This is a genomic window from Pseudoalteromonas sp. SWXJZ94C, from assembly GCF_015864385.1.
In the GTDB taxonomy this organism is placed as follows: Bacteria; Pseudomonadota; Gammaproteobacteria; order Enterobacterales; family Alteromonadaceae; genus Pseudoalteromonas.
Genome location: NZ_JADYXF010000019.1, coordinates 25,705 through 51,978 on the forward strand (window position 1 = coordinate 25,705; position 26,274 = coordinate 51,978).

Below are 26,274 nucleotides of genomic sequence, written 5' to 3' on the forward strand. Positions count from 1 at the left end.
AGCGCTCTATGTTTGGACTATGTGGTATTTGCTTACTATAGCAAAATGGTGATTAAAATTGGATATAACAACGGTACTATAATTGCGGTTAGTAAAGCGCTTAATGCCATTGCAACCGATGCAAATGCGCCAACTTTAGGGTGTTCTGCAATTGCAGCTGCGGTACCAATTGCATGGCATGCCGTGCCTATTGCAACACCTTGCGCTTCATGGTTATAAATTTTAAACAGTTTAAAAAGCATAAAACCAAATAAAGCACCTAATAAGCCGATAAAAATAACTAACGCAGCAGCAAGGGAGCTAATTCCACCTAAGGAGTCAGTAACAATTAAAGTTATAGGGGTGGTAACGCTAAGTGCAGCAACTGATGCACTTAACTGTGTTGGTACATCAAATAACATACTTAATAAAAAAGCGACAAAGGTGGCGTTAATAATACCTAAACTGCAAGTAGTCACTATTAACAGTAAGTTTTTACGTACGTGAACAAATTGCTGATATAAGGGCAGGGCTAAAGCGACAATAGCAGGCTCTAATAGCCAACTTAATAATTTACTATGTGATGCAAACTCAGTGTAAGGTAAATTTAAATTAACGAGTAATAAAGCAATAATACTGATACTTAAAAATACAGGATTGGTGAGTGATTTTAATGCGCCGTTTTTTACACGTTGATTTATAGCTCTTAGCACTAAAAATAACGTAATAATAAAAGGGACACTGAACCACCATAAGTCAGGCGTGAGGTTTAACACTTCTTTGCTTATTAGCTCAATCATTGTTTTCTCGCCCTTTAAAATAAGCAATAACACCACTGATAAGCAATAAAGAGGTAATAGGAATTAAAACAAGGACAGAAACTAAAAAAGGCCATTGTGATTTTATTATGCCAAGGTGCTCAATAAATCCAATACCAGCTGGTATAAAAAATATAGGCATAATGTTTAAAATAGGTGAGGCGCATGGTTTTACATAATGCTCCTTTACAATACCTGATAAAAGTAAAACTAATAGAATAACCATGGCAAGTAGTGGTGCAGGAAAGCTTCCGCCAATAAAATGCATGATAAATTTAGCCAACGTTAAGCACAGTAAAATAATAGTGCCACTGAGCAAATATTTCATCAAAGTGGTTCTCAAAAAATATAAGAGCTTCACTTTACCAAACCCAAGCATTTTATGCATTGTGCATTAGTCTTACCAGCGCTTTGAGTCACTATAAGTTATATCTGTTTTTCCTTTAGCTTTAGCAATCGCCTTTTTAGTATTTGAGCTTAGTAACAAGCGGATTTGGCTTAACGTTTCTTTGGCGAGTATTTTGCGTTGCAGTGGTTTATAGCTTTGTTGAGTCACTCGCTTGATAGCGGCTAGTGTATCTGGGGAGCGCTCAAGTAATATGTTAAGCATATTTTGTGTGGCTTGTTGGGTATTATCGGTAAGTTGAGTAACTAACCCAAGTTCGTTTGCCTGTAATGCCGAAATAGGGTTTGCATGACTCGCAAGCCAAAGTGCTTGGTCACGTTTTACTAAACCACTCATCATTACATTAGCCCCCATATCGGGGCATAAACCCCAGCGAGCTTCCATAATGGCAAGTTTCGCATCGTGATGTACTATTCTGTAATCGGCACCGAGCGCAATTTGTAATCCACCACCTAAGCAATTGCCATTAATTTGTGCAATAACGGGCACACTCAGTGATTGCCAACCAAGGACAACTTTTTGTGCTAAGTTTTGATTGCCAGGTAACCATTTAAATAATAATTTTATAATATTAAATGGAGATGCCATTACCGACGATATATCAAGGCCTGCACAAAAATGCTCGCCATCACCGGTTATTACTACAGCGCGAATACTGCGATCTTTTTTTATGCTATGAATTGCCTTTTTTAACTCAATAAACATTTCAAAGCTCAGCGCATTTTGTTTTTGTGCCCTGCAAAGTGTGACAGTAGCAATTCCATTTTGTTTTTCTAATTTAATCATTACACACTCCTCTGACCTGTTGTTTGAGCTTATGTTGTTATGAGTAGTAAGTAAAGGTAGGGTATTTTTATTAAAAAATGGAATTTTTTTATAAAGGAGTAGTCTTAATTAGTTGATTTTACTTATAACAAAGTAAATGCTTAATAAAGTATGACTCGGTTACAAAAAAACTGAATATTTAAATGTTTTATGAACAAAATAGTTGTCATATTTGATAATATAGCAGGACTCCAAAGCTTAAAGGTTAAGCGAATATGTCAGGTCCGCGTTTATACACTGTAGAAGAAGCAACTCATCAAGCTTATGATATTTTTTTAGAGCTAGCGCCAAATAACTTAAGCGAAAAAGATGTTGAAGACTTTAATGAGTTTAGAGAAGATCTTGGCTTTATTGAAGAAGACGAACCAGATGAGCAATGGCAAGATTTTGTAGCGCTTGAAATAGAGCCTGAGCATTTTATTCAGGTTTTAGTGGGTTTAGAATTTGAAAACGATGATGTTCTATTTGCCAAGATTTTAATTAGCCGTGATAAAGACGCGCCGTTTTGTCATATTTTATGGAAAGAAAGTGAATAAGTCAGTCTGATTTATTTATAATTATGTTCAAGAGAGAGTACTGTGCGTAAGTATTTATTATTAATTCTTTTAATTATTAGCTGCCCAACCTGGGCTGTTGATCCTTTTGAGGACTTTCATGAATATGGACAACTCTCTGATGAAGAAATTCATGATTTGCATAAAGGTGAAATGCTGTACGGCGACACCGAATTTGGCTTTATTTTAAGTAAAGGCAACACCAATTCGACCAGTTTCAAGTTTAAAGGTAATTTATATCAAGACTTTGAAAAATGGCGAAACCAATTCAAAATAGATACCCTTTATAAACGTGATCACAACGATGATACAGGTGAAACCGACGTAACCGCTAACCGTATATTTTTATCGGCACAAGGTAATTATAAAGTAGGTGTTAAAAACTCTTCATTTTTTATTTACGGTGATTATGAAGAAGATGAATTTAGTGGTCTCGACTTTAAGGGCACAATTGCGACTGGTTATGGCTCACGTGTATATCAAGGAAGCAAAAATAAAGTAGATATAGACATAGGTCCTGGTTTGTATCGATCAGTTGCTGCAGATGATTCTGAAGCAAGTGAAGATGAACTTGATAAAGTAGGTTACCTAGTTCGTATTGCCATGCAATGGGAGCGCTTAGTATCTAAACGCACGCGCTTTAACCAAGATGTAAGTATAGAACAATCTCTTTCTGGGCTTAATTCTCGTTTGAAATCAGAAACGGCGCTTATTAGCCAAGTGATTGGTGCTGTATCGCTTAAATTTGCTTACATGTATCGTTATAATTCAAAACCTGAAGATGATAAACTCAAGTTCGACTCAGAGCTTAGCGCCACATTGGTATATAGCTTTTAAGTATTTATTTAATTTTAGAGAGTATTATGTATCAGCATAAGCAGTATGCGGTGTTTATCTTTTTTGTATTAGCATGGATTGGTGGCTTTGTTGCTCTTGCGTGGAATTTACTGGGCGCAGATGGACCATTAATAATATTTGCTGGCATTTTGGTGCTGGTGGGTTTTTTGTTCCATGGATTAACTGTAAAAGTAGATGATAAAACAATTAGCTGGGCATTTGGTCCCGGAGTTGCAGGTCAAAGCGTAGAGCTTCTTGATATTGCAGAAGCAAAAGCAGTTCAAAATTCGTATCGTCATGGTATTGGTATGCGTATTACCCACGATGGTTGGATATATACAGTATCTGGGTTTAGTGCAATTCAACTTACACTTAAAGATGGCACAATGTACCGAGTAGGTACTAATGATCAGCAAGGTTTATTAGCAGCCCTAAAAGAGAATAAGGTATTAATCGCGCTCCCAAAGGCACCCAAAAGCGAATCTAAAGCGGTTAAACCCAATAATATGATATAAAAAAAGCGCCTTAGGCGCTTTTTTTATCAGCTTTACATAATCTTAGTGATCGTGACCACAACCACCTTCACCATGTACGTGACCATGAGTTAGTTCTTCTTCTGTTGCATCACGTACTTCAAGTATTTCTACATCAAAGTTAAGTGTAGTGCCAGCAAGTGGATTATTGCCATCTACAATTACTTCTTCATCTTGAATGTCGATAATCATTACAGATTGGTCGCCATCATCTGTTGATGCACGAAATTGCATACCCACTTCAATTTCCATGCCTTCAAACATAGATTTAGGCACCGCTTGCATTAGATTTTCGTGACGCTCGCCATAACCTTCATCAGGTTCAACTTTTACACTTAGCGTATCGCCAGCTTGTTTGCCTTGTAGAGCATTTTCTAAACCTGAAATTAAATAGCCTGTGCCAATAATAAAAAGTAGTGGTTCACCACCGAACGAGTTATCAATGCTATTACCATCATTATCCATAACAGAATAATGCATCTTTACTACTTTGTTTTGCGCAACGATCATAGTCATTCCTATTTATTCATCTTCAAGAGAGTAAGGTAGAGGCAGAATGCTTAGCTCTACCTGAGGTGTGTGTTTTGCACGAAATACCTGAGTTACATCAGTATCGTTTGGCAACACAACAAGGCCCGTTAATCTGTTTGTTTGCTCATCAAAGCTTTGCGTAATAAGCTTGCCTGCACGACGCCAGTTTTCGCCTAATTGAATTTCTAAATCAGGTTCACTAAGCAGCCCTTCGCTTTGCCCAGTAACGATATACATTGCACGTTTGTTTTTACCTAGGTATTTCATACGTGCCACGGTTTCTTGACCTGTATAACAACCTTTTTTAAAACTAATACCATTAATAGCATGTAAATTAACCATTTGTGGTACGTACTCGCCAATAGCTTCAGAGCTTAATTGAGGCTCTCCAGCTAAAATTTCCGCTTGTTTCCATGGGGCATCTGTATCAAGAGTCGATACATTATCAGGAACACTAAATTGGCTATCAACCATTAATAATACGCGGTTACTTGCTAGTTTTAATGCTTTACCATGGCTAAAGTCGCATGCTGTAGCATCATCTTCAAAATTGATATTGAGTTGCGTAAGTATCTCGGTTAAGTCATCGCCAATAAGACCAATTAAGCGCTGTGAAGCGGCGCTTATATCAACCCTTGCAAATACGGCATATTTTTTAAGCTCAGCTAAAGATTTTTCTACTTCAGCGTCGCTACCAGCTAAATAGTAGCTGTCTTGATGGGCGAATAATTTAAACACCCCCCAAAGTTTTCCTTTTGCACTACAATGACCAGCCCATAAATAATTGCTGTTAGTTAGTTTATTGAGATCTTGAGTGATTTGTCCGTGTAAGTAAGATAATTTATCAGCACCATTAAGGCTAATAAGTTTATGAGATAATGGACATGCATAAACGCTCGACATAAAAACCTTCTTTGCAATATAAATGAAGTGACATAATAACGCAGTTAATACGTATGGTACAGACTAGCAATAGGCAGCGTCGATTTATTCTTTAATGAGAGATTAATAGCTGCTAAATAGGCTTGTATTTGTTAAACTTGGGGCAATTAAGTATGAGGTTTAAAATGGTCGAGATTCATAGTAAAGCACGTATTCGTTGGGCTTGTCGTCGTGGTATGTTAGAGCTAGATGTTTTGTTTATGCCGTTTGTTGAAGACGCATACGATTCTTTGAGCGCAGAACAACAAGCTATTTTTCAACGTTTATTAACAGAAGAAGACCCAGATTTGTTTGCATGGTTTATGGGTCATCAAGAATGTAAAGATGAGCAGTTAAATGCCATGGTTCAGCTTATTCTAGATAGAGTTCGTGTATAGATTTACGGTTACAGAAAATAAAGCAGACCACAAACCGATTGTGGTCTTTTTTTGTATGCTTGCTTTAATATTATGTTTATTTTTAAGCTCAATTACGGCAATGATTTTCTGCATCGTTGTTAATGCGTTAAGTGGGTTATTTGTTTGGCGTAAAATATTAGCTGCACACCCACTGCAAGGTACAATTATATTAGAGCCTAACCAATTTAGATTTGAAAGTACTACGTTAAAAATTCAAGGTGAGATAAGTATTAAAAGTCGCTTATTTGGTAATAGTATTTGGTTGTATATTAAAGGTTTTAATACAAACCATTGGCTAATAATATCAGCCAATGGTGTTAATGAACAAAGCTATGTAAGGTTAAAACGTGCGTTATTTAACGCGGCGTTAAAATAGTAGGTTTTGGGTTTTTATTTTGCTTTGGATAGTCAATAGTATAATGCAGACCTCGACTTTCTTTACGTTCCATTGCACTTCTAATAATTAATTCAGCGACTTGTACTAAATTACGTAGTTCTAATAAGTTATTACTTACTCTAAAGTTAGCGTAGTAATCGTGTATCTCTTGCTGTAGTAACTCAACTCTGTGAAGCGCACGTTCTAAACGTTTGGTTGAGCGAACAATTCCCACGTAATCCCACATAAACAAACGTAATTCATGCCAATTATGAGTAATTACAATTTCTTCATCTGAGTTACTAACACGGCTTTCGTCCCAGTGAGGAAGAGCAATCGGTTCTGGTGCGCGTTCAATTTTGCTTAAAATATCTTTTGCAGCAGCGTGAGCAAAAACAATACACTCTAATAGTGAATTACTTGCCATACGGTTTGCACCATGTAAGCCCGTGTATGCAACTTCACCTATAGCATATAAATTGTCTAAATCGGTTTTACCGTTAAAGTCTGTCATTACGCCGCCACAAGTATAGTGAGCCGCGGGTACAACCGGAATCGCTTCTTTTGTTATATCAATACCTACACTTAAACATTTTGCGTAAATAGTAGGGAAGTGCTCAATAATAAATTCTTGATCTTTATGGCTTATATCAAGGTACACACAGTTAGCGCCAAGGCGTTTCATTTCAAAGTCAATTGCGCGAGCAACAATATCGCGCGGAGCAAGCTCTTCTCGTTCATCAAAGTCTTTCATAAAACGAGTGCCGTCAGGGCGTTTTAAATAAGCACCTTCGCCACGCATTGCTTCAGTAATTAAAAAGTTTTGTAATTCTGGGTGGTATAAACTTGTTGGATGAAATTGATTAAATTCCATATTGGCGACTTTACACCCAGCGCGCCAAGCCATAGCAATACCATCACCACTTGAAACGTCTGGATTTGATGTATACAAGTACACTTTGCTAGCGCCACCGGTTGCAAGGGCGACAAATTTTGCTGAAATGGTTTCTACTTTTTTAGCTTTTTTGTTCCACACATACATACCTTCAATGTGTGAGCCAGTTTTACCTGCACTTTTATCTGTAATTAAGTCAATTGCGTTATATTGCTCAAGAAGCGTAATGTTTTTATGAATTTTAACTTGGCTAATTAGTGTAGTTTGCACCGCTTTACCAGTCGCATCAGCAGCATGCAAAATACGACGATGGCTATGACCACCTTCGCGCGTTAAATGAAAACGCTCTTTACCTTTGCTATCAAACTCCATATCAAAAGGCACGCCTTGATCAATTAGCCATTGCAGGCAATCATGAGCGTTACTCGCAGTATAATGAACGGCGTCTCTGTCGCACAAACCGCCACCTGCATCGAGTGTATCTTCTACGTGAGACTCAATGCTGTCATTTTGTTTATCAAATACTGCTGCTATGCCACCTTGAGCATAAAGTGTAGAGCCTTCGGTAAGCGCTCCTTTACTGATCACGGTAACGTTACAATAGTTAGCTAAAGACAAGGCAAGTGATAAGCCCGCTGCGCCGCTACCTATAATAGCGACATCTGCAATATGATGTTTATTTTGGTTCATGTCAGGGGTACTTTGCGGTTACAATGCTCGTAATAGAGCAATATTTGTTTTTAATATATGTAGTTGTACCATATTTGTCATATTACTACGTAGTGATTTTAATGGCTTAGCGTCGTTATTTAGAACTAATTTATATAAAAATAATATTAAGCAGAACTTTTTATTCATATGGAAGTCATAGTATTTGTGAACAATGGCGATAATATAAATAACAAGCAAAAATCAGACATAGGAGTACCGGCTCGAATGAGCGAGCAGGAATTGGATTTAGTGCTAGTAAAAAGGGTTCAGGAAGGCGATAAAAATGCCTTTAACCTATTAGTAAAGAAGTATCAAAACAAGATTGCAGGTTTGATCTCACGTTATGTGTCGAATCAAGGTGATGTTGCAGATGTAGCACAAGAAGCATTTATTAAAGCTTACCGTGCGCTTCCTAACTTTAGAGGTGATAGTGCCTTTTATACTTGGTTATACCGTATTGCCGTTAATTGTGCTAAAAATTACTTAGTTGCACAGGGTCGTAAACCGCCAGCAAATGATATAGACGCTGAAGAAGCAGAGTTTTATGACTGCGCGGATTCGATGCGCTCAAATGCATCCCCTGAAAATTTGCTGTTAAGCGAAGAAGTACGCGCTGTTATTTTTAGTACGATTGATAGTTTGCCTGAAGACCTTAAAACTGCGATCACCCTCAGAGAAATTGAAGGGATGAGCTATGAAGAAATAGCCGTAGTAATGGATTGCCCAGTCGGTACGGTACGTTCGCGTATATTTCGTGCCCGCGAAGCAATAGATAATAAATTACACCCATTAATAGGCGAGTCTTAGTATGACAAAAGCACACCTTAACAAGTTAGATAACGAAGCGTTATCAGCATTACTTGATGGCGAACAACATCTAACAGATGCAAAAATTGCAGAGCAAGATGTAACTACGTTTGGTCGTTATGCGTTAATTGGTGATGCGATGCGTGCTCAAAAAAATAACGACGACATACATATTGATATAAGTGACCGCGTTGCATTCGCACTTGAAAGCGAACCTGTTTATGCTGACTTTAGTCAGTCAAACAAACAACCTCAGCCAAAAAGTGATACAGAACAAGATAATAAAGTCGTTGCTTTTAATTGGCGTAAACCAGTTGCTCAACTTGCAATTGCCGCTAGCGTAGCAATGTTTGCTATTGTTGGTGTTAACACATTACCGCAAGGTAATAACGAGCAACAAAGCGAAATACCGCTACTGCAAACAACGCCTCTTGCTGGTATGGCGTCGCCAGTGAGTTACTCATCTGAACCTGCACTTGAAAATGCAGAAGAAGGCTTACGTGAATTACAGCAACAGCGTATTGGAGCACTTGTTTTAGAGCATCAACGCCAAGCTCGTGTTGCTAACTCGCTGCAAACAGCGCAAAATGATACGAAAGCACAAGAGGAAAAAAACTAATTAAATGAAAGTAATCACTTTTGTTCTGTCGTTTGCATTAAGCTTTAATGCGTTTGCGAGCGACACAAACCCCGCTAAAGATTTATTACTCAAAATGGCTGATGCTGTTCATAATCGTAATTTTGACGCTTCATTTGTAGTTGTTAAAGGTAAAACGATGGAACCATATCGCTGGGTTCATGCAAAGCAAGGTAATACCGAACTTGAACACTTAAGCTTACTCAATGGCGCAGGTCTTGAAATGGTGCGAGTTGATGATCAGGTTACTTACTTTGAGCCACAATCAGAACCTTATTCACTTAAAACAGATTCAATTGCAGGACCTATTCCTGAAGTACTATTTAAAGATATAGATCGCCTAAGTGCGCACTATGATTTTGTCCTTGGTGGCAAAGGACGTATAGCAGGGCGAGCAGCTCAATTAGTACGCATTGAATCTAAAGACGAATACAAATATAACTACTGGATTTGGCTTGATATGGAGTCGTCTTTATTATTAAAAGCGGCCTATGTAAATCATGAAGGTGATGCATTAGAGCAGCTACAGTTAACGCATATCAGCGTAACTGAGCAGCCTGCAAACATGCTTCTTGAAGTGCTAAATCGCAATTTCCCAACGCCTTTACCTGAAAGTGCTCTTGAAAATACAGAAAATGAAGCAACTAATTGGGAAATAAGCTGGGTACCTGATGGGTTTAAATTATTAAAATCTGATAGACATAAGTTAGATTTAAATAATGAATTAACAGACTATTATCTATATTCAGACGGGTTTGTTGAAGTATCAGTATTTATACAAAGACCTTTACCTGGCAAGCGTTTAAGCGGAGCATTAACTTCTGGTGCAACGACTGTATATGTGCATAATGGCGGTAATTTTGATGTATCGGTTGTTGGTAATGTACCGAGTATGACCGCAAAAGCAATTGCAGAGTCAGTAACTCGCGCGTTATAAACGATTCGTAAGGATTGTTATGATTGAACAAACACTCACCGTTGTGGCCATTAACGGCCACATTGCAGATTTAGAAGCAGAGCAAAAGCAAGCTTGTGCAGGCTGTAATGGTCGTTGTGGCTCACAAGTCTTTAGCAAATTATTTGGTACTGCTAAAAAAACACTTCCCTATAAATTTGACTCATCTGTTTCGATAGGTCAAAAAGTTACTTTATCGTTAGACGACAGCCATGTAGTTAAACATGCCTTTGCTGTGTACATGGTTCCACTATTTTTAAGCCTTACTTTTGCTTTAGCTGCATCTGAACTTTTTAAAGTTGCAGAAGGGTGGCAAATTTTAGCTGCTGCATTTGGCGGAATTACAGGCTTTTTTATAGCTAAAACTCAGGTTAAATCGCTTAAACACGATATAAAAGTAATAAAAATTCACCCAATTAGTATCCCTTTAACTCAAATAGATGGTGATTGACGCCAATTAAATGTAAAATTGTCGTTTTATACCAAAGTAACTTGGAAATACAGGGAGTGGTGGTTTTTAATATCGTTTTATCTTATATAACAAGGCAAGTTTATTTTATATAACTTGTTGTTTAATAATGAATAAAATATTTATAGCCCCTCTTAAAAAGCGCAAGCGGAATCTGTGTTTTACGCACTGAGTTTGTGGCATCCTACAGCAAGTATTTTCAAGTCACTTCGGTATTCATAATTAGTCCATTAAAATAGAAGTATAGAATCCAGTTTATGAAGCATATCCGTAATTTTTCGATCATCGCCCATATTGACCATGGTAAATCGACCCTTTCAGATCGTTTGATCCAAGTTTGTGGCGGTTTAACAGACCGTGAAATGCAAAAACAAGTTTTGGATTCAATGGATATTGAGCGCGAACGTGGTATTACCATTAAAGCGCAAAGTGTAACGTTGAATTACAAAGCGAACGATGGCGAAACCTATCAGCTTAATTTCATTGATACTCCAGGACACGTCGATTTTACTTATGAAGTATCACGTTCTTTAGCTGCGTGTGAAGGCGCACTACTTGTTGTTGATGCAGGTCAAGGTGTTGAAGCACAAACATTAGCTAACTGTTACACCGCTATTGAAATGGAATTAGAAGTAATTCCAGTACTTAATAAAATAGATTTACCACAAGCAGATCCTTTGCGTGTTGCAGAAGAAATTGAAGAAATTATTGGTATTGATGCATTAGATGCAGTGCAATGTAGCGCTAAAACAGGCGTAGGTATTGCTGAAGTACTTGAAATGATTGTTAGAGACGTTCCGCCACCAGTAGGTAACACAGATGGACCTCTACAAGCTCTTATTATAGATTCTTGGTTTGACCCATACCAAGGCGTGGTATCACTAGTGCGTATTAAGCATGGTGAATTACGCATTGGCGACAAAATAAAAATAATGTCGAACGAGCATATACATACAGCTGACCAGGTAGGTGTGTTTACACCTAAGCAAACTAATACCGGTATTTTAAGAACGGGTGAAGTAGGCTTTGTTATTGCTGGCATAAAAGAGATACATGGTGCGCCAGTAGGCGACACTATTACTCATCAAAAAAATGCTGCACCACTTCGTTTACCAGGCTTTCAAAAAATTAAGCCACAGGTTTATGCAGGTATGTTTCCAATTGCATCAGATGAGTATGAATCATTCCGCGATGCGCTTAATAAATTAAGCTTAAACGATGCGTCGTTATTCTTTGAACCAGAGAATTCAACAGCACTAGGTTTTGGTTTCCGTTGTGGCTTTTTAGGTATGCTGCACATGGAAATCATTCAAGAGCGTTTAGAGCGTGAATACGATATTGATTTAATAACAACTGCACCTACGGTAATCTATGAAATAGTTACTAAAGAAGGTACATTTCAGATTGATAACCCGTCTGATTTACCTGCAGTAAACGATATTTTAGAAATTCGTGAACCGATTGTTGAAGCTAATATTTTGGTGCCTCAAGAATACCTAGGTAATGTTATTACCTTATGTATTGAAAAACGTGGTAGCCAAACTAAAATGACTTATCACGGTAAGCAAGTAGCTGTTACATATGAGCTGCCTATGGCTGAAGTGGTAATGGACTTTTTTGATAAATTAAAATCAACAAGTCGTGGTTTTGCATCGCTTGACTATAACTTTAAGCACTTTCAAACATCAGATATGGTGCGTGTAGATATTTTAATTAATAGTGAGCGCGTTGATGCACTTGCGATTATTGTTCACAGAGATGGTGCACAGTCTCGCGGTCGTCAGTTAGCTGATGCATTAAAAGAGCTTATTCCTCGTCAAATGTTTGATATTGCGATTCAAGCAGCTATTGGGCAACATGTTATTGCACGTACCACGGTAAAACAATTACGTAAAAACGTAATTGCTAAGTGTTACGGTGGTGATGTGAGCCGTAAGAAAAAGCTACTTAAAAAGCAAAAAGATGGTAAAAAACGTATGAAACAAGTAGGTAATGTTGAAGTACCTCAAGAAGCGTTTTTAGCTATTTTAAAAGTTGGTAAATAAAACAAAGGATTATAAATGGCTGGTTATTTTTCAGTTTTTTTGGTGTTATTAACTTTAGGCTCAGGTTTAATATGGTTAATAGATCACTTAATATATGCACCTAAAAGGCAAGCGCTTCTAGATATGGCGCAAAAGTCTGCAGGTGCTCCGTTAGATGAAGAGACAGTGGCGTTAATAGCGCCAGAACCAGTAGTAACTGAAACTGCAAAGTCAATTTTTCCTATGATTGCAGCAATTACTATTTTTAGATCGTTTATTTTTGAACCGTTTCAAATTCCATCGGGTTCAATGATGCCTACACTGTTAGTAGGTGATTTTATTTTAGTACAAAAATACGCTTATGGAATAAAAGATCCTGTTTGGCGAACGCAGTTGGTAGATGTAGATAAACCATCACGCGGTGATGTTGTTGTTTTTAAATTTCCGTTAAATGAAAATATCGACTATATAAAAAGAACGATTGGGCTACCTGGCGATAAGATTGTTTATCGTGATAAACGTTTGTTTATTCAGCCAAATTGTAAAGAGGGTGAAACACAACAAGGTAACTTGGTGTGTAATGAGTACAATAAAATTGATATGGAAATCATCAAAAACGGCGAATTCAATTTAAATGGAAAGACCTCTGTGCGTTTAACTGAGTCTTTAACTGACGATGGTCATGATATTTTAATTTATCCTGAACGAGCTGAAAGAAAAGGGCGATACTATAAACAACCAGGCACACCTTCTGATGAATGGGTTGTACCTGCGGATCATTATTTCATGATGGGCGATAATCGTGACAATAGTGAAGATGGTCGCTTTTGGGGTTTTGTACCAAAAGAAAACTTGGTGGGTAAAGCTGTCTTTATATGGATGAGTTTTGAATTTGAGAATGGCCCTGATGATTTTTTACCAGGATGGGTTCCAACTGGTGTTCGTTTTGAGCGCCTAGGTAATATTCAGTAACAATGAAAAAAAATGTAACCGAACTATATAAAAAAATTGGCTATGAGTTTGCTGATCAAGGTTTACTTGAACAAGCAATGACGCACCGCAGCCACAAAGGTCAACACAATGAGCGACTAGAATTTTTAGGTGACTCTATTTTGAGCTTTGTAATTGCGAATGCACTTTATGCTAAATTTCCTAAAGCGCGTGAAGGCGATTTAAGCCGCATGCGCTCTACACTTGTACGTGGTCAAACTCTTGCTGAGTTTGGACTTGAATTTGGTCTGGGTGATTATTTACGCTTAGGTCCTGGCGAGCTTAAAAGTGGCGGTTTTCGTCGCGAGTCAACGCTTGCCGATGCAGTTGAGGCTATTATTGGTGCTGCATTTTTAGATTCAGGTATTGATAGCTGCGGCGATCTAATATTAGCGTGGTACGAATCACGCTTGGATGCTATTTCACCAGGGCTTAATCAAAAAGATCCGAAGACCCTGCTGCAAGAGCATCTACAAGGCCGTAAGTTGCCTTTACCTGGCTACACCGTTGTTGATACACAAGGCCAAGCACACAATCAAACATTCACGGTTGAATGTATTGTTGATGGAATGGATAGCATAATTTCTGTTGGTAGCTCGCGCCGAAAAGCCGAACAAAAAGCTGCTGAAAAAGCATTGAAGATAATTAAAAATGAATCTTGATACCTTAATACAACATCGCGAAGGCGATGTAGATACGTTTTGTGGCATGGTCGCAATTGTAGGACGTCCAAACGTTGGTAAATCAACTTTACTCAATGAAATTATTGAGCAAAAAGTAAGTATTACCTCACGTAAACCACAAACAACACGCCATCGTATTATGGGTATTCATACCGAAGGTAAACACCAAGCGGTTTATATTGATACACCAGGGCTACACGTTGAAGAAAAACGAGCAATTAACCGTTTAATGAATCGTGCAGCATCTAGTTCAATTGGCGATGTAGAACTTATTGTATTTGTAGTTGAAGGCACTCATTGGAATGCCGATGACGACATGGTACTCAATAAAGTATCGCAAAGTGGTAAACCTGTGCTGTTGGTTATTAACAAAATAGACCAAGTGAAAGACCGTGATCTTGTACTACCTCATATGAAGTGGTTAGGTGATAAGTTTGATTTTATCGGCATTATGCCAGTATCAGCTAAGCAAGGTAAAAACGTTGATTTAATTAAAGCTGAAGTAACTAAGCGCTTACAGCCTTGTGAATTTTACTTTCCAGATGATTACGTAACTGACCGTTCAATGCGCTTTATGGCTGCTGAAACCATCCGTGAAAAGCTAATGCGCTTTATGGGTGAAGAACTTCCGTACTCTGTAACTGTTGAAATTGAGCAGTTTAAGTGGCAAGAAAACGGTGTTTGGCACATCAATGGATTAATTTTGGTTGAGCGCGAAACACAAAAACGCATGGTTATTGGTAATAAAGGCGAAAAGCTAAAAACCATTGGTCGTGAAGCACGTAAAGATATTGAAGAAATGCTTGATAATAAAGTGTTTTTAGAGCTTTGGGTGAAAGTTAAATCGGGTTGGGCTGATGATGAGCGTGCACTGCGTAGCCTAGGTTATGGTGAAGACTAAACTCATAAGCGATATAGTTTATGGATAGCGACTTCTACACTGCTTATTTATTGCATCGACGTCCCTATAGTGACTCTCAAGTGATGCTTGATATGCTTGTAGAGGGCGTTGGTCAGCTTAGAATGCTCGCACGTATTAGTGGTCGCCAGGCCACTAAACATAAAGCACAGTTACAACCTTTCCAATCGCTGCTTGTTCATTACAATGGCAAGTACGACTTAAAATATATTAATAAGTTTGAATTACATGGCAGATCTCTTTTTTTAAAAGGGGATGAGCTTTACTGTGGTTTTTATTTAAATGAGCTGACTAACCGAATAGTGCCAATTAATGAGCCTATTGAACAAGTATTTCACTTATATAAAACTCATTTAGAGAACTTAAATAGTGGCGCTAATTTACAAGCTGTTCTTCGCTCGTACGAATTTCAATTATTGGAGCTACTTGGTTATGGTGTTGATTTTAATTTTGATGCCAGCGGTGAGCCTATAGATGAGACGCAAACGTATAGTTATTTCCCCGAAGTTGGATTTTTAATACAAGATGACACTCGTTCAGGTTTTAGTGGCTTGCAGCTTAATGCTATTGCAAACCATGACTTTAGCCAAAGTGATGTGTTATATATGGCTAAGCAATTAAGCCGATATCTATTAAAACCATTACTAGGTAATAAGCCATTAAAAAGCCGTGAGTTATTTACGGCCTCTCAATAAACGTAATTTTACAGGTAAAATAATGAAAGATATTCTTTTGGGTGTAAACGTTGATCACATTGCAACGCTTCGCCAAGCACGTGGTACAAGCTATCCTGATCCAGCACATGCAGCGAGCGTAGCAGAGCATGCCGGTGCAGACGGTATTACGATTCACCTACGTGAAGATCGTCGCCACATTCAAGATCGTGACGTTTATGTAATGGCCAAAACTATTCAAACCCGTATGAACCTTGAAACTGCCGTTACCGATGAAATGATAGCGATTGCACTCGAAGTTAAACCAGAATACGTATGCTTAGTACCTGAAAAACGCGAAGAGTTAACTACAGAAGGTGGTTTAGATGTTGCTGGAAATATTGAAAAAATAAAAGCAGCGACTAAAACACTCAGCGAAGCTGGTATTAAAGTATCGTTATTTATTGATGCAGACAAAGCACAATTAGATGCAGCAAAAGAATGTGGTGCGCCTTATGTTGAAATTCACACTGGTGCTTACGCTGATGCAACAAACGATATTGATTTAAGCAAAGAGCTAGAGCATATTCGAAAAGGCGTTAAATATGCAGCAAGCTTGGGCTTAATTGTAAATGCCGGACATGGGCTTCATTATCATAACGTTAAACCTATAGCTGCAATGCCAGAAATTTATGAGCTTAATATTGGTCACGCAATTATTGCCCGAGCGGCAATTGATGGATTAGATAAAGCCGTTCGTGATATGAAACGATTAATGATCGAAGCGCGTTCTTAATTATTTTTAGTTTTGAAAAGACGCGCTTATAGCGCGTCTTTTTTGTTTTTATCGTTTAACTTTGCATCTATAAGCAAGTTTTCAAGTTCATCTTGTAACTCAAAAAGTTCAGGCTCAATATTTTCAAGTACGCATTTGTTTTTAAGTGAAGTTTCGATAGTCTCGGCTAATAATTTAAGCTTTGGTACACCTGTATAACAACATGCTCCGTGAAATTTATGAACGATAGTCAGTACTTGTTGGCAGTCTTTTTCCTCAATTGCTTTAACCAGTAGGTTGAGCGTTTCTGGCACACTCAATAGCAGCATATTAAGCATTTCTGATGCGAGTTCACTTTTACCACCAGCTCGTTGTAAAGCAAGTGCCCAATCGATTCGGTTGCTTTCAAATGGGGCAGGGCTTTGCGGTATATCATTTTTTGTTTTGTCGCGATTAATAGGTGTTTGTGGGCTATGGTCACTAATAATTTGTCTTAGCATATCCTCATCAATTGGCTTAGTTAAGTAGCCTTTGAAACCATCTTTAAGAAGTTGTTCTTTTTCGCTATGCAGTGCATGCGCTGTTACAGCAATAATAGGAGTATCTTCGTTTAGAGATGACTCTTGTATAAGCTTACATGCAGTAATGCCATCCATAATTGGCATTTGTATATCCATAAAAATGATATCGTATTTATGGCTTTTACTTAAACTGTAAGCTTGTGAACCATTATAAGCTGTGTCGATCACTTCAATTTGTTCGGCAAGTAATGTATTAATTAGCTTTAAATTTGCATCGTTATCATCAGCAATAAGCACTTTAAGAGGAAGTAATTGTTGCTCATTTTGTTCAATATTATGTACCGGATGGTCTAGTCGATAAGGAGCTGCAAGCACCTCACACAGCTTACGATGATTAAGCGGTTTACTTAAACATGCATCTGCACCGCTGCCAATAAAGGCTTCACGCATATTATGCGATACTGTATTAAGCATTAAGTATAAGTAATCAGTAGATTCGCGTACCGCTTTTACATAGCTTTTTAGGCGTTGCATATCATCAACAGAAGCCATATGACCAATTAGACAAATATCGTATTTAAAGTCTTTATTTTTTATAGCATCTAAAAAGCTGGTTTCGTTAAAGCAAGCTGTAACATTAGTTTGCCACTGCGTTAATAATGACAAAACAGCATGATGAGTATGCTCATGTGGCTCTAAATATAAAATACGTTTACCAACAAGTGATTTGCTTGGTAGATCGTCTGTAAATACATGATTGGGTAATCTAAATATACTATTAAAGGTAAAGCAGGTTCCGTTACCTGGCGCTGAGTTTAATGTTATGCGCCCGCTCATTGCTTCAACAATGTGCTTAGTAATAATTAACCCCAAGCCAGTTCCACCAAATTTACGTGTAATACTTGAGTCAGCCTGACCAAAAGGGGTAAATAAAGAGTCTTGCTTATCCATAGGAATACCTACGCCTGTATCGGTAACAGCTACCAGTACAGATGCACGTTCCTCGTCAAGTAATCGATAGCTTATATCGACCTTTATTGAGCCTTTTTCAGTGAATTTAATTGCATTACTTAATAAATTTATAAGTACTTGTTTAAAGCGAGTTGGATCGCCTGTTAAATTATCAGGTACTTGTGGATTGATATAAATAGACAGTTCAAGTTGTTTATCGTGCGCACTAGGTGCAAGTAAAGTCATTACTTCGTTAATTGCATCGCGTAATTGGAACTGAATTGATTCAAGTTCCATTGCACCAGCTTCAAGTTTAGAGAAGTCTAAAATATCACTAATAATAGTCATTAAGCTATTTGCTGAGAGCATAATAGTATCAAGATAATCTTTTTGATGTTTATTAAGAGGCGTTTTATAAAGCTGACGAGTAAAGCCCATTACACCATTTAAAGGTGTACGTAATTCGTGACTCATTTTTGCTAAAAAGTCTGACTTAACGCGGTTAGCATCTTGCGCCTCTTTTTTAGCCATAGTGAGTTCAATATTTTGAGTTTCGTATTGCTCTAGTGTTTCGCGGTAGTCGCTGGTTGCTTGATCGATGTTTTTTTGCATTTCATCTTTTTGCATCACCATAGTTTGAGCAATTGTATTTAAGCCTTCACGAAGTAGTTCAAACTCACCAATCATACTGTCGTTTAAGCCCGTACTTCTTTTACCTTCTACGAGTTTGTCGGTTGCGAGCACTAACTTATTTAACGGCGTCATAAACATGCGGCTTAATCTTAATGCTAAAATAGCAGCAAAAACTAACGAGATAATAATTACAATTCCGCTAATTAGCAGAGCACGCTGTTGACCTATTACAGCTTGATCTTTATTTAACTGTAAGATAACGGTGCCCAAAGGAGATTGAAATGCAGATGGGTCCCATTTTGAATCATGAGTAGAGTGATTAATGATTGGACTGAAAAAGGTAATCAACTCGTCTGAGACTTGTATTTGAGTCGTATTTAAGTTTTGCAGCGATTTTTGATTAATTAGTTTATCAAAAGAGCGATGATAATTGCTGGTCATTAGTAGCTTGTTGTCATTATCAAAAATTGCAATCGACTTTATAGCTGGAGAGTGTTTGTTATGCGTGTAGCTAATTAAACGGCTAAGTAATTGTATGTTTTTTTCTATTAAGGGCTGCTCGAGCGCAATTGCAAGAGGCTCTGAAATAGTTGCGCCTTGCTGATATAAAATTTCATCAAGCTCAATGTAACGATTTATTGTAAAATAACCACCAAGTAGTAATCCAATGATCACCGTCGGGATCAGGGTCAGTGTTAAAACAGAATCGCGTAAGCCTAATTTGGTCATAATGGAAGCATTTTTATCATTATTAGTATGCTTTGAGTATATACGGTTCAACACCTATTCTCAAAGCATCTACGATAGCAGCAGATTAATTGTTTTAACCAATAAGCATTTAAGGTAACACCTAATGGCACAAATTTTTAAAGCCAAAAAAAAGCCACTACAAAAGCAATCCGTAGTGCTCGATATAACAGCAATGGATCATCAAGGTCGTGGTATAGCTAAACATAATAATAAAGTGTGTTTTGTTAGTGGTGCTTTACCTAACGAACAAGTTAAAGCAACTATTGTTGATGATAAAGCGCGCTATAGTAGTGCGGTTACTCAAAAGGTTATTAAAGCAAGTGAGTCACGCGTAACTCCTTTTTGTGAGCATTATAATCACTGTGGCGGTTGTCAATTACAACACTTAGATGCACGCCAACAAGTTGTTGAAAAACAAGCGGCAGTAAATCAGTTGTTTGAAAAGTTTGCTAAACAAAATAATTTAAATTGGCAAGAGCCATTATTAAGCAAGCCTACGCATTACAGACGCAGCGCTCGTATAGCGGTGATGTTTGATAAAGCAGCTAAAAAAATGAGGGTAGGTTACAGAGCAAGTGGTTCAAAAAATATTGTAAGTATTAATAAGTGCGCCATATTAAGTGAAGCGTTTGTAGATGTATTTACACTATTTGATAAAATAATTAATCAGCATAAAGCGTTGCACAGTATAAGCCATCTACAATTGTGTCAAAGTGATGAGCAAAATTTTGTTGTTATTCGCCATACAAAAGCAATACCTGATGAAATTAAAGGGTTAGTTGAGCAAACAACTGCAAATTATAAATATAATATTGTGTGGCAAAGTGAAACTGATGTAATTGATCACTCACATACAGCAATGCCATTTTATTACCTGGATGAGTTTGACCTTAAGTTTGAATTTGGTTTAGGTAACTTTATTCAGGTAAATGCGCAGGTTAATGAGGCTATGCTCAAGCAAGCCGCAAATTGGCTTAATTTAAATGGTGATGAAAATATATTAGATTTATTTTGTGGTATTGGTAATTTTTCACTAGTGCTGGCAAAACAAGCGAAAACGGTAATTGGTGTTGAAGGAGTTGTTTCTGCGGTTGCAATGGCTACTCAAAATGCGCAAACTAACTCTATTGATAATACGCAATTTCATTGTTTTGATTTAACGCAAAAAATTGAAAAAGCACAATGGTTTACTGATAATTTAAATGTACTCGTACTTGATCCATCTCGCACCGGTGCAATGGCTGTATTAGAGCAATTACCTTTAAAGCAGTTTAAAACAATTTTATATGTTTCTTGCGACCCTGTTACCTTAGCCCGTGACAGCGCTATTGTTTCGCAAGCAGGCTTTGAGCTTAATAAAATAGGGCTAATGAATATGTTTCCTCATACAGGACATATCGAAACAATGGCGTTATTTCAACGGAGGTAGAGCGCATTATGGTAGCTACACGTCAATCGCATCAACAAGATGAAACAGGTGATTTTGCCTCTCGTCTTAAATCACTCGACCTTTCTACCGAAAGGTCTGAGTTATTAAATCAAGCGCAAGCACTATGTGTTAATTGCGATAACGAAAGTCGACAAAATATGGCCATTGAAATGGTCGAGATTTTAGTTGAATTAAACCTTGATGCTGAATCGCTAGCTACTGCGTATTTAACACCTTATTTTTTAAGTGACTTAGTGTCGCTTGAAACCGTTGAAGAGCAGCTAGGTAATAACGTAGCAATGCTTCTAACGGGTGTAGCACAAATGGCTACAATTAGTACTTTATCGCATCAGGGTAAAGGCAATGTACAGGTCGATAATATTCGAAAAATGCTATTAACTATGGTGGAAGATGTGCGCGCCGTGGTTATTAAATTAGCTGAGCAGGTTTGCCACTTACGCAATGTAAAAGATGCCAACGAAGAAGAACGTGTAATTGCAGCAAAAGAAACAGCCGACATTTTTGCACCACTAGCCAACCGATTAGGTATAGGGCAATTAAAGTGGGAGCTTGAAGACTTATCGTTTAGATACCTTCACCCTGATATATATAAAAGTATAGCCAAGCAACTTGACGATAAGCGCTTAGCCCGAGAAGCCTATATGGAAGATATGGTTGAACAGGTTAAAAGCCGTTTGAAAGAGGCAGGTATTGAGGCGCAAGTGTATGGGCGTCCTAAGCATATTTACAGTATTTACAAAAAAATGGCGCAAAAAAATTACGAATTCGATCAGCTTTTCGATATTCGTGCAATGCGAGTTGTAGTTGAGCGCTTACAAGATTGTTATGGCGCGCTGGGAATCGTACACACAAATTGGCGCCACCTTAATAAAGAATTTGACGATTATGTAGCGACGCCAAAACAAAACGGCTATCAGTCTATTCATACCGTAGTATTTGGACCTGAAGGTAAAACGGTAGAGATTCAAATTCGTACCAGCGATATGCATCAAGATGCAGAGCTTGGTGTTGCTGCGCATTGGATATATAAAGAAGGTGCACTGCCAGGGCGCGGCTCAGGTTATGAGCAAAAAATCAGCTGGCTACGTAAATTATTACAATGGCAAGAAGAAGTAGTCGATGGCGGCGATTTAGCTGAAGAGCTTAAAAACCAAGTGGTCGAAGACCGCGTATACATATTTACTCCAAGCGGCGACATTATTGATTTACCACTTGGCGCAACACCACTCGATTTTGCTTACTATATTCACTCAAACGTTGGGCACCGGTGTATTGGCGCAAAAATATTTGGTAAAATAGTACCGTTTACGCATCAACTTACAACAGGCGATCAGGTAGAAATACTGACCCAAAAACAACCAAATCCAAGTCGTGATTGGTTAAACCCGTCATTAGGGTACATTAAGTCATCTCGTGCTAGAGCTAAAATTCATCACTGGTTTAAACAGCTCGACCGCGACAAAAACTTAAGTGCGGGTAAAGATATTCTCGACAGTGAACTTCAAAAGCTCAATTTAACTTACAAAGATTTAGAGCCCGCCATTAAGCGTTTTAATTTTAAAGAACTTGATGACTTAATGGTTGCGATTGGTGCAGGCGATGTACGTTTAAATCAAATGCTTAACTTTGTAAGTGATCGGACAGAAGATGAGCCGGTTATTCGTATTAAAGCACCTAGCAAAGTAACGGGTGATAAAAATGGCATAGTGGTTGATGGCGTTGGTAGCTTAATGAGCCATGTAGCTAAATGTTGCCGCCCAGTGCCGGGTGATGAAATTATTGGTTATATAACTCAAGGGCGTGGTATTGGTGTTCACCGAGAAGATTGTGACTCGTTTAACAATTTAAAAACTCAGCACCCAGAGCGCGTAATTTCGGTAAGTTGGTCTGATGATATTAATGGCTCCTATGCACTAAGTATTAAAATTGAAGCGAGCGACAGGTCGGGTTTAATACGCGACATAAGTTCAGTGTTAGCTAACGAAAAAGTGAACGTACTTAATATGAATGTAAACACGGTAGGAGATAATCAGTTAGCAGTATTTACCATGCAAATAGAAGTGCATGATTTGTCTGGTACCAATCGTGTGCTTTCAAAGTTACACCAAATTGAAGGCGTGCACGATGCCAAGCGTGGACATTAAATATGAATAATACAGCGCTTACAAAGCTACTTAATATAATGAAAACACTACGAGATCCTAAAGACGGCTGCCCATGGGATCTCAAGCAAGATTTTAAATCTATAGTGCCACATACATTAGAGGAAGCTTACGAAGTTGCCGATTGTATTGAATCAGGCAACTTGGGTGAACTTAAAAACGAACTAGGTGATTTATTATTTCAAATAATTTTTTATGCGCAACTAGCTCAAGAGCAAAACTTATTTGATTTTAATGGTGTAGTAGAGCAGCTTAACGATAAACTTACGCGCCGTCATCCTCATGTTTTTGGCGATAAAAAAGAGCTAACAGATGAGCAGTTATCGTACCAGTGGCAATCAATTAAAGCACAGGAACGCAGCGAAAAAGTAGATAAAAGTACAGCCTCGCTTTGGCAAGATATACCTATAAATATGCCAAGCTTGAGCAAAGCTAAAAAAATTCAGCAACGTGTTGCCTCACTTGGTTTTGACTGGCCTACCTATCATGGAGCACTTGATAAAGTGAGTGAGGAAGTGCTTGAAGTAAAAGAAGCGCTCGAGCATGACCCATTTTCAGATCACACGGCAGAGGAAATAGGCGACCTACTTTTTGCTACAGTTAATGTTGCACGCCACGTAAAACGCGATCCTGAACAATTAATGCGCAACGCTAATAATAAGTTTTCAGCCCGATTTGAAAAAGTTCAAGCTTACTTAAATGCACAAGGTAAAAGCCTTGATACAGCGACTTTTGAGGAAATGGACAGCGCATGGGATGCGATAAAAAAAGCAGGCTAATTTAGGGCGTGTTGAACTTTGTGGATTGAAACTTGTTCAATCTAGAGGCGATTAAATCGCGGCGTGAGTTTTATAACCTAGTGGGCTCGGTAACTGCTCCTGCGTTACTCTTGTAACTTATACCCATGTGAGAATAAGTGAAAATCGAGTAAAGCTCCCGCGTTCTGCTTACGGCCCTTATCTATATACATTTAGGCAACAAAGAGTTAGTCGGCCCTAAAAAGAACTAAAAGGGCAGTGCATGCCTGCCTTTATGCTGTTGTTATCGCCTATTTATAGGGAAAACCACACATCACAGGTTCTGCCTTGCTTAAATACCAAATAAGCTGTTGAAAATTAAACCACCAAAGATCAACACGCCTTAGTCAATTTATATACTGTAATCGCCCATTTATAGAGAGTAGCTTATTGTACAAATTCTATTTTTATAAAAAAACCAAACTTACTGCTGTAAAGTCAATCATTATAGATAAACAAGTACTTAAATAGTGTGTGTTTTTTGTGCGTGTATTTACTAATTTTAGCTGGATTGATTAGCCGTGTTTTGGTACAATTTCGCCCCGTCTTGATGATATACCCTAAGGCTCTTCTTTGGGTGTTATATTCCTTTTAATTCCTGATATTCTAGGGTTCGCATGAGTACAAAATTTATCTTCGTTACTGGCGGAGTTGTTTCTTCGTTGGGTAAAGGTATTGCCGCAGCTTCACTGGCCGCTATTTTAGAAGCCCGTGGTTTAAATGTTACCATTTTAAAGCTGGATCCTTACATCAACGTTGACCCAGGCACAATGAGCCCAATTCAACACGGTGAAGTATACGTTACAGAAGACGGCGCAGAAACTGACCTTGATTTAGGTCACTACGAGCGTTTTATTCGTACCAAAATGACTAGTCGTAATAACTTCACACAAGGCCGTGTATACGAAGACGTATTACGTCGTGAGCGCCGTGGTGAATACCTAGGCGCAACTATTCAGGTTATTCCACATATCACTAACGATATTAAGCAACGTGTATACGATGGTGCTGAAGGTTATGATATTGCTATTGTAGAAATTGGCGGCACAGTAGGTGATATAGAATCACAACCGTTTATTGAAGCAATCCGTCAGATGGGAACTGAAATTGGCCGCGAACGCGCGCTATTTATTCACTTAACGCTAGTGCCATTTTTAGGTCCTGCAGGTGAAGTTAAAACGAAACCAACTCAGCACTCTGTTAAAGAGTTACGCTCAGTAGGTATTCAACCAGATATTCTTATTTGTCGTTCAGACCGTAAACTACCAAATAATGAGCGTGCAAAAATCTCATTATTTACAAACGTAGAAGAAAAAGCGGTTATTTCATTACCTGACGTAGACAGTATTTATAAAATTCCAGCGCTATTAAAAACGCAAGAATTAGATAACTTCGTATGTCGTCGTTTTCACTTAGATCTACCTGAAGCTGATTTAGCTGAGTGGGAACAAGTACTTTATCAAGAGTCTAACCCAACGGGTGAAGTGACTATTGGTATGGTTGGTAAATACACTGAATTACCAGATGCGTACAAATCGGTTAACGAAGCCTTAAAGCATGCGGGTCTTAAAAATCGTTTAACAATAAATATTCAATACGTAGATTCACAAGATCTTGAAAGCAAAGGTGTTGAGCTGTTATCTAATTTAGACGCTATTTTAGTACCTGGCGGCTTTGGTGGTCGTGGTGTTGAAGGTAAGATATTAGCGGCTAAATATGCGCGTGAAAACAAGGTGCCTTATTTAGGTATTTGTTTAGGTATGCAAGTAGCGCTTATTGAATATGCACGAAATGTTGCCGGTCTTACTGATGCTAACTCAACAGAGTTTAATGCAAAATCTGCGGCTCCCGTTGTTGGTTTAATTACTGAATGGCTTGATGCTGAAGGTAATGTTGAAACACGCAGCGAAAAATCTGATTTAGGTGGCACAATGCGTTTAGGCGCACAAAAATGTCATTTAACACCAGGTTCTAAAGTGCATGAAATGTACGGTAGTGATGAAATTGTAGAACGTCATCGTCATCGTTACGAAGTTAACAATAACTTTGTAGAGCAACTTGAAAAAGCAGGTTTGAGCTTCACTGGTTTATCAGAAGATAAAAAACTGGTAGAAATTATTGAAAATAAAGATCACCCTTGGTTTATTGCCGCTCAATTCCATCCGGAATTTACGTCAACACCACGTGATGGTCATCCGCTATTCGAAGGGTTTGTAGCAGCCGCTCATATCCACCAGAAAGCGTCATCATAATTTAAAAAAGCCGTGCATATTGCACGGCTTTTTTGTTTTAA

The 26,274-nt window shown here is 38.1% G+C and carries 26 protein-coding genes; 19 read left to right on the plus strand and 7 right to left on the minus strand.

Annotated features, from left to right (window positions below; all coding sequences use genetic code 11):
- Positions 1-35: 35 nt before the first annotated feature.
- The 3 genes from I6F65_RS09835 to I6F65_RS09845 all read right to left on the minus strand — a co-directional run bounded on the left by I6F65_RS09835 (position 36) and on the right by I6F65_RS09845 (position 1,989).
- Positions 36-779 (minus strand): LrgB family protein, encoded by a 744-nt coding sequence (locus I6F65_RS09835; RefSeq protein WP_197112692.1) that lies wholly within the window; start codon positions 777-779, stop codon positions 36-38.
- On the minus strand, positions 772-1,125 hold the full coding sequence (locus I6F65_RS09840; RefSeq protein WP_197112694.1) for a CidA/LrgA family protein: 354 nt from the start codon (positions 1,123-1,125) through the stop codon (positions 772-774). Before I6F65_RS09840 ends, I6F65_RS09835 begins: the two co-directional genes overlap by 8 nt.
- A 72-nt stretch (positions 1,126-1,197) precedes the next feature.
- Positions 1,198-1,989 carry a crotonase/enoyl-CoA hydratase family protein gene (locus tag I6F65_RS09845; RefSeq protein ID WP_197112695.1) on the minus strand — a complete coding sequence of 264 codons (792 nt, stop codon included), beginning with the start codon at positions 1,987-1,989 and terminating at the stop codon, positions 1,198-1,200.
- A gap of 254 nt (positions 1,990-2,243) precedes the next feature.
- Here I6F65_RS09845 and I6F65_RS09850 point away from each other — a divergent pair, with 254 nt between their 5' ends.
- From I6F65_RS09850 to I6F65_RS09860, 3 genes are read left to right on the plus strand one after another with little or no spacing between them, the layout of a single operon-like run.
- Positions 2,244-2,564: an HI1450 family dsDNA-mimic protein gene (locus I6F65_RS09850; RefSeq protein WP_024610599.1), complete on the plus strand. Its 321-nt coding sequence runs from the start codon at positions 2,244-2,246 to the stop codon at positions 2,562-2,564.
- A gap of 42 nt (positions 2,565-2,606) precedes the next feature.
- Positions 2,607-3,419 (plus strand): DUF481 domain-containing protein, encoded by an 813-nt coding sequence (locus I6F65_RS09855; RefSeq protein ID WP_166110437.1) that lies wholly within the window; start codon positions 2,607-2,609, stop codon positions 3,417-3,419.
- Positions 3,420-3,445: 26 nt separating this feature from the next.
- On the plus strand, positions 3,446-3,934 hold the full coding sequence (locus I6F65_RS09860; protein ID WP_024610597.1) for a hypothetical protein: 489 nt from the start codon (positions 3,446-3,448) through the stop codon (positions 3,932-3,934).
- Positions 3,935-3,976: 42 nt separating this feature from the next.
- On the opposite strand, the gene I6F65_RS09865 is transcribed toward I6F65_RS09860, so the two are convergent.
- Both I6F65_RS09865 and ygfZ read right to left on the minus strand, forming a co-directional pair.
- Positions 3,977-4,462, minus strand: coding sequence for a peptidylprolyl isomerase (locus tag I6F65_RS09865; protein WP_024610596.1), 486 nt, complete (start codon positions 4,460-4,462; stop codon positions 3,977-3,979).
- Between the two features lie 12 nt (positions 4,463-4,474).
- On the minus strand, positions 4,475-5,386 hold the full coding sequence (gene ygfZ / locus I6F65_RS09870; protein ID WP_197112697.1) for a tRNA-modifying protein YgfZ: 912 nt from the start codon (positions 5,384-5,386) through the stop codon (positions 4,475-4,477).
- Between the two features lie 164 nt (positions 5,387-5,550).
- Here ygfZ and I6F65_RS09875 point away from each other — a divergent pair, with 164 nt between their 5' ends.
- Positions 5,551-5,802, plus strand: a complete 252-nt coding sequence (locus I6F65_RS09875; protein ID WP_024610594.1) for a succinate dehydrogenase assembly factor 2 — start codon at positions 5,551-5,553, stop codon at positions 5,800-5,802.
- A gap of 55 nt (positions 5,803-5,857) precedes the next feature.
- A complete protein-coding gene (locus I6F65_RS09880) occupies positions 5,858-6,199 on the plus strand; it encodes a hypothetical protein (protein ID WP_166110451.1) in 342 nt (113 codons plus the stop codon).
- Here I6F65_RS09880 and nadB read toward each other — a convergent pair.
- Entirely contained in the window at positions 6,180-7,784 is a 1,605-nt protein-coding gene (nadB, locus tag I6F65_RS09885) for an L-aspartate oxidase (RefSeq protein WP_197112699.1), read from the minus strand. The two genes, I6F65_RS09880 and nadB, sit on opposite strands and share 20 nt — an antisense overlap.
- 246 nt (positions 7,785-8,030) lie before the next feature.
- Between nadB and rpoE the strand changes: the two genes are divergently transcribed.
- The 10 genes from rpoE to pdxJ all read left to right on the plus strand — a co-directional run bounded on the left by rpoE (position 8,031) and on the right by pdxJ (position 16,738).
- Positions 8,031-8,612: an RNA polymerase sigma factor RpoE gene (gene rpoE, locus I6F65_RS09890; RefSeq protein ID WP_024610591.1), complete on the plus strand. Its 582-nt coding sequence runs from the start codon at positions 8,031-8,033 to the stop codon at positions 8,610-8,612.
- Position 8,613: 1 nt separating this feature from the next.
- Positions 8,614-9,231, plus strand: a complete 618-nt coding sequence (locus I6F65_RS09895) for a sigma-E factor negative regulatory protein (RefSeq protein ID WP_024610590.1) — start codon at positions 8,614-8,616, stop codon at positions 9,229-9,231.
- A 4-nt stretch (positions 9,232-9,235) separates the two neighbouring features.
- Positions 9,236-10,186, plus strand: coding sequence for a MucB/RseB C-terminal domain-containing protein (locus tag I6F65_RS09900; protein ID WP_024610589.1), 951 nt, complete (start codon positions 9,236-9,238; stop codon positions 10,184-10,186).
- A gap of 19 nt (positions 10,187-10,205) precedes the next feature.
- The gene (locus tag I6F65_RS09905; protein ID WP_166110462.1) at positions 10,206-10,655 is read left to right on the plus strand and encodes a SoxR reducing system RseC family protein; all 450 of its coding nucleotides are present in this window, start codon (positions 10,206-10,208) and stop codon (positions 10,653-10,655) included.
- Between the two features lie 275 nt (positions 10,656-10,930).
- Entirely contained in the window at positions 10,931-12,718 is a 1,788-nt protein-coding gene (gene lepA / locus I6F65_RS09910; RefSeq protein WP_024610587.1) for a translation elongation factor 4, read from the plus strand.
- 15 nt (positions 12,719-12,733) lie between these two features.
- Entirely contained in the window at positions 12,734-13,669 is a 936-nt protein-coding gene (lepB, locus tag I6F65_RS09915) for a signal peptidase I (protein WP_166110465.1), read from the plus strand.
- A gap of 2 nt (positions 13,670-13,671) precedes the next feature.
- Entirely contained in the window at positions 13,672-14,349 is a 678-nt protein-coding gene (rnc, locus tag I6F65_RS09920; protein ID WP_024610585.1) for a ribonuclease III, read from the plus strand.
- A complete protein-coding gene (gene era / locus I6F65_RS09925) occupies positions 14,339-15,271 on the plus strand; it encodes a GTPase Era (RefSeq protein ID WP_024610584.1) in 933 nt (310 codons plus the stop codon). Before rnc ends, era begins: the two co-directional genes overlap by 11 nt.
- Before the next feature lie 20 nt (positions 15,272-15,291).
- A complete protein-coding gene (recO, locus tag I6F65_RS09930) occupies positions 15,292-15,984 on the plus strand; it encodes a DNA repair protein RecO (protein WP_197112701.1) in 693 nt (230 codons plus the stop codon).
- A gap of 22 nt (positions 15,985-16,006) precedes the next feature.
- Positions 16,007-16,738 (plus strand): pyridoxine 5'-phosphate synthase, encoded by a 732-nt coding sequence (gene pdxJ, locus I6F65_RS09935; protein ID WP_166110471.1) that lies wholly within the window; start codon positions 16,007-16,009, stop codon positions 16,736-16,738.
- A gap of 26 nt (positions 16,739-16,764) precedes the next feature.
- Here pdxJ and barA read toward each other — a convergent pair whose 3' ends face one another.
- Positions 16,765-19,551: a two-component sensor histidine kinase BarA gene (barA, locus tag I6F65_RS09940; protein ID WP_166110474.1), complete on the minus strand. Its 2,787-nt coding sequence runs from the start codon at positions 19,549-19,551 to the stop codon at positions 16,765-16,767.
- Between the two features lie 124 nt (positions 19,552-19,675).
- On the opposite strand from barA, the gene rlmD reads away from it, so the two are divergent.
- From rlmD to I6F65_RS09960, 4 genes are all read left to right on the plus strand, one after another.
- Positions 19,676-21,001: a 23S rRNA (uracil(1939)-C(5))-methyltransferase RlmD gene (gene rlmD / locus I6F65_RS09945; protein WP_197112709.1), complete on the plus strand. Its 1,326-nt coding sequence runs from the start codon at positions 19,676-19,678 to the stop codon at positions 20,999-21,001.
- An 8-nt stretch (positions 21,002-21,009) separates the two neighbouring features.
- Complete coding sequence (gene relA, locus I6F65_RS09950) at positions 21,010-23,166, plus strand: GTP diphosphokinase (RefSeq protein ID WP_166110480.1); 2,157 nt, start codon at positions 21,010-21,012, stop codon at positions 23,164-23,166.
- Between the two features lie 2 nt (positions 23,167-23,168).
- Positions 23,169-23,963 carry a nucleoside triphosphate pyrophosphohydrolase gene (mazG, locus tag I6F65_RS09955; RefSeq protein WP_024610629.1) on the plus strand — a complete coding sequence of 265 codons (795 nt, stop codon included), beginning with the start codon at positions 23,169-23,171 and terminating at the stop codon, positions 23,961-23,963.
- 635 nt (positions 23,964-24,598) lie between these two features.
- Positions 24,599-26,233 (plus strand): CTP synthase, encoded by a 1,635-nt coding sequence (locus I6F65_RS09960; protein WP_166110486.1) that lies wholly within the window; start codon positions 24,599-24,601, stop codon positions 26,231-26,233.
- Positions 26,234-26,274 lie beyond the last annotated feature (41 nt).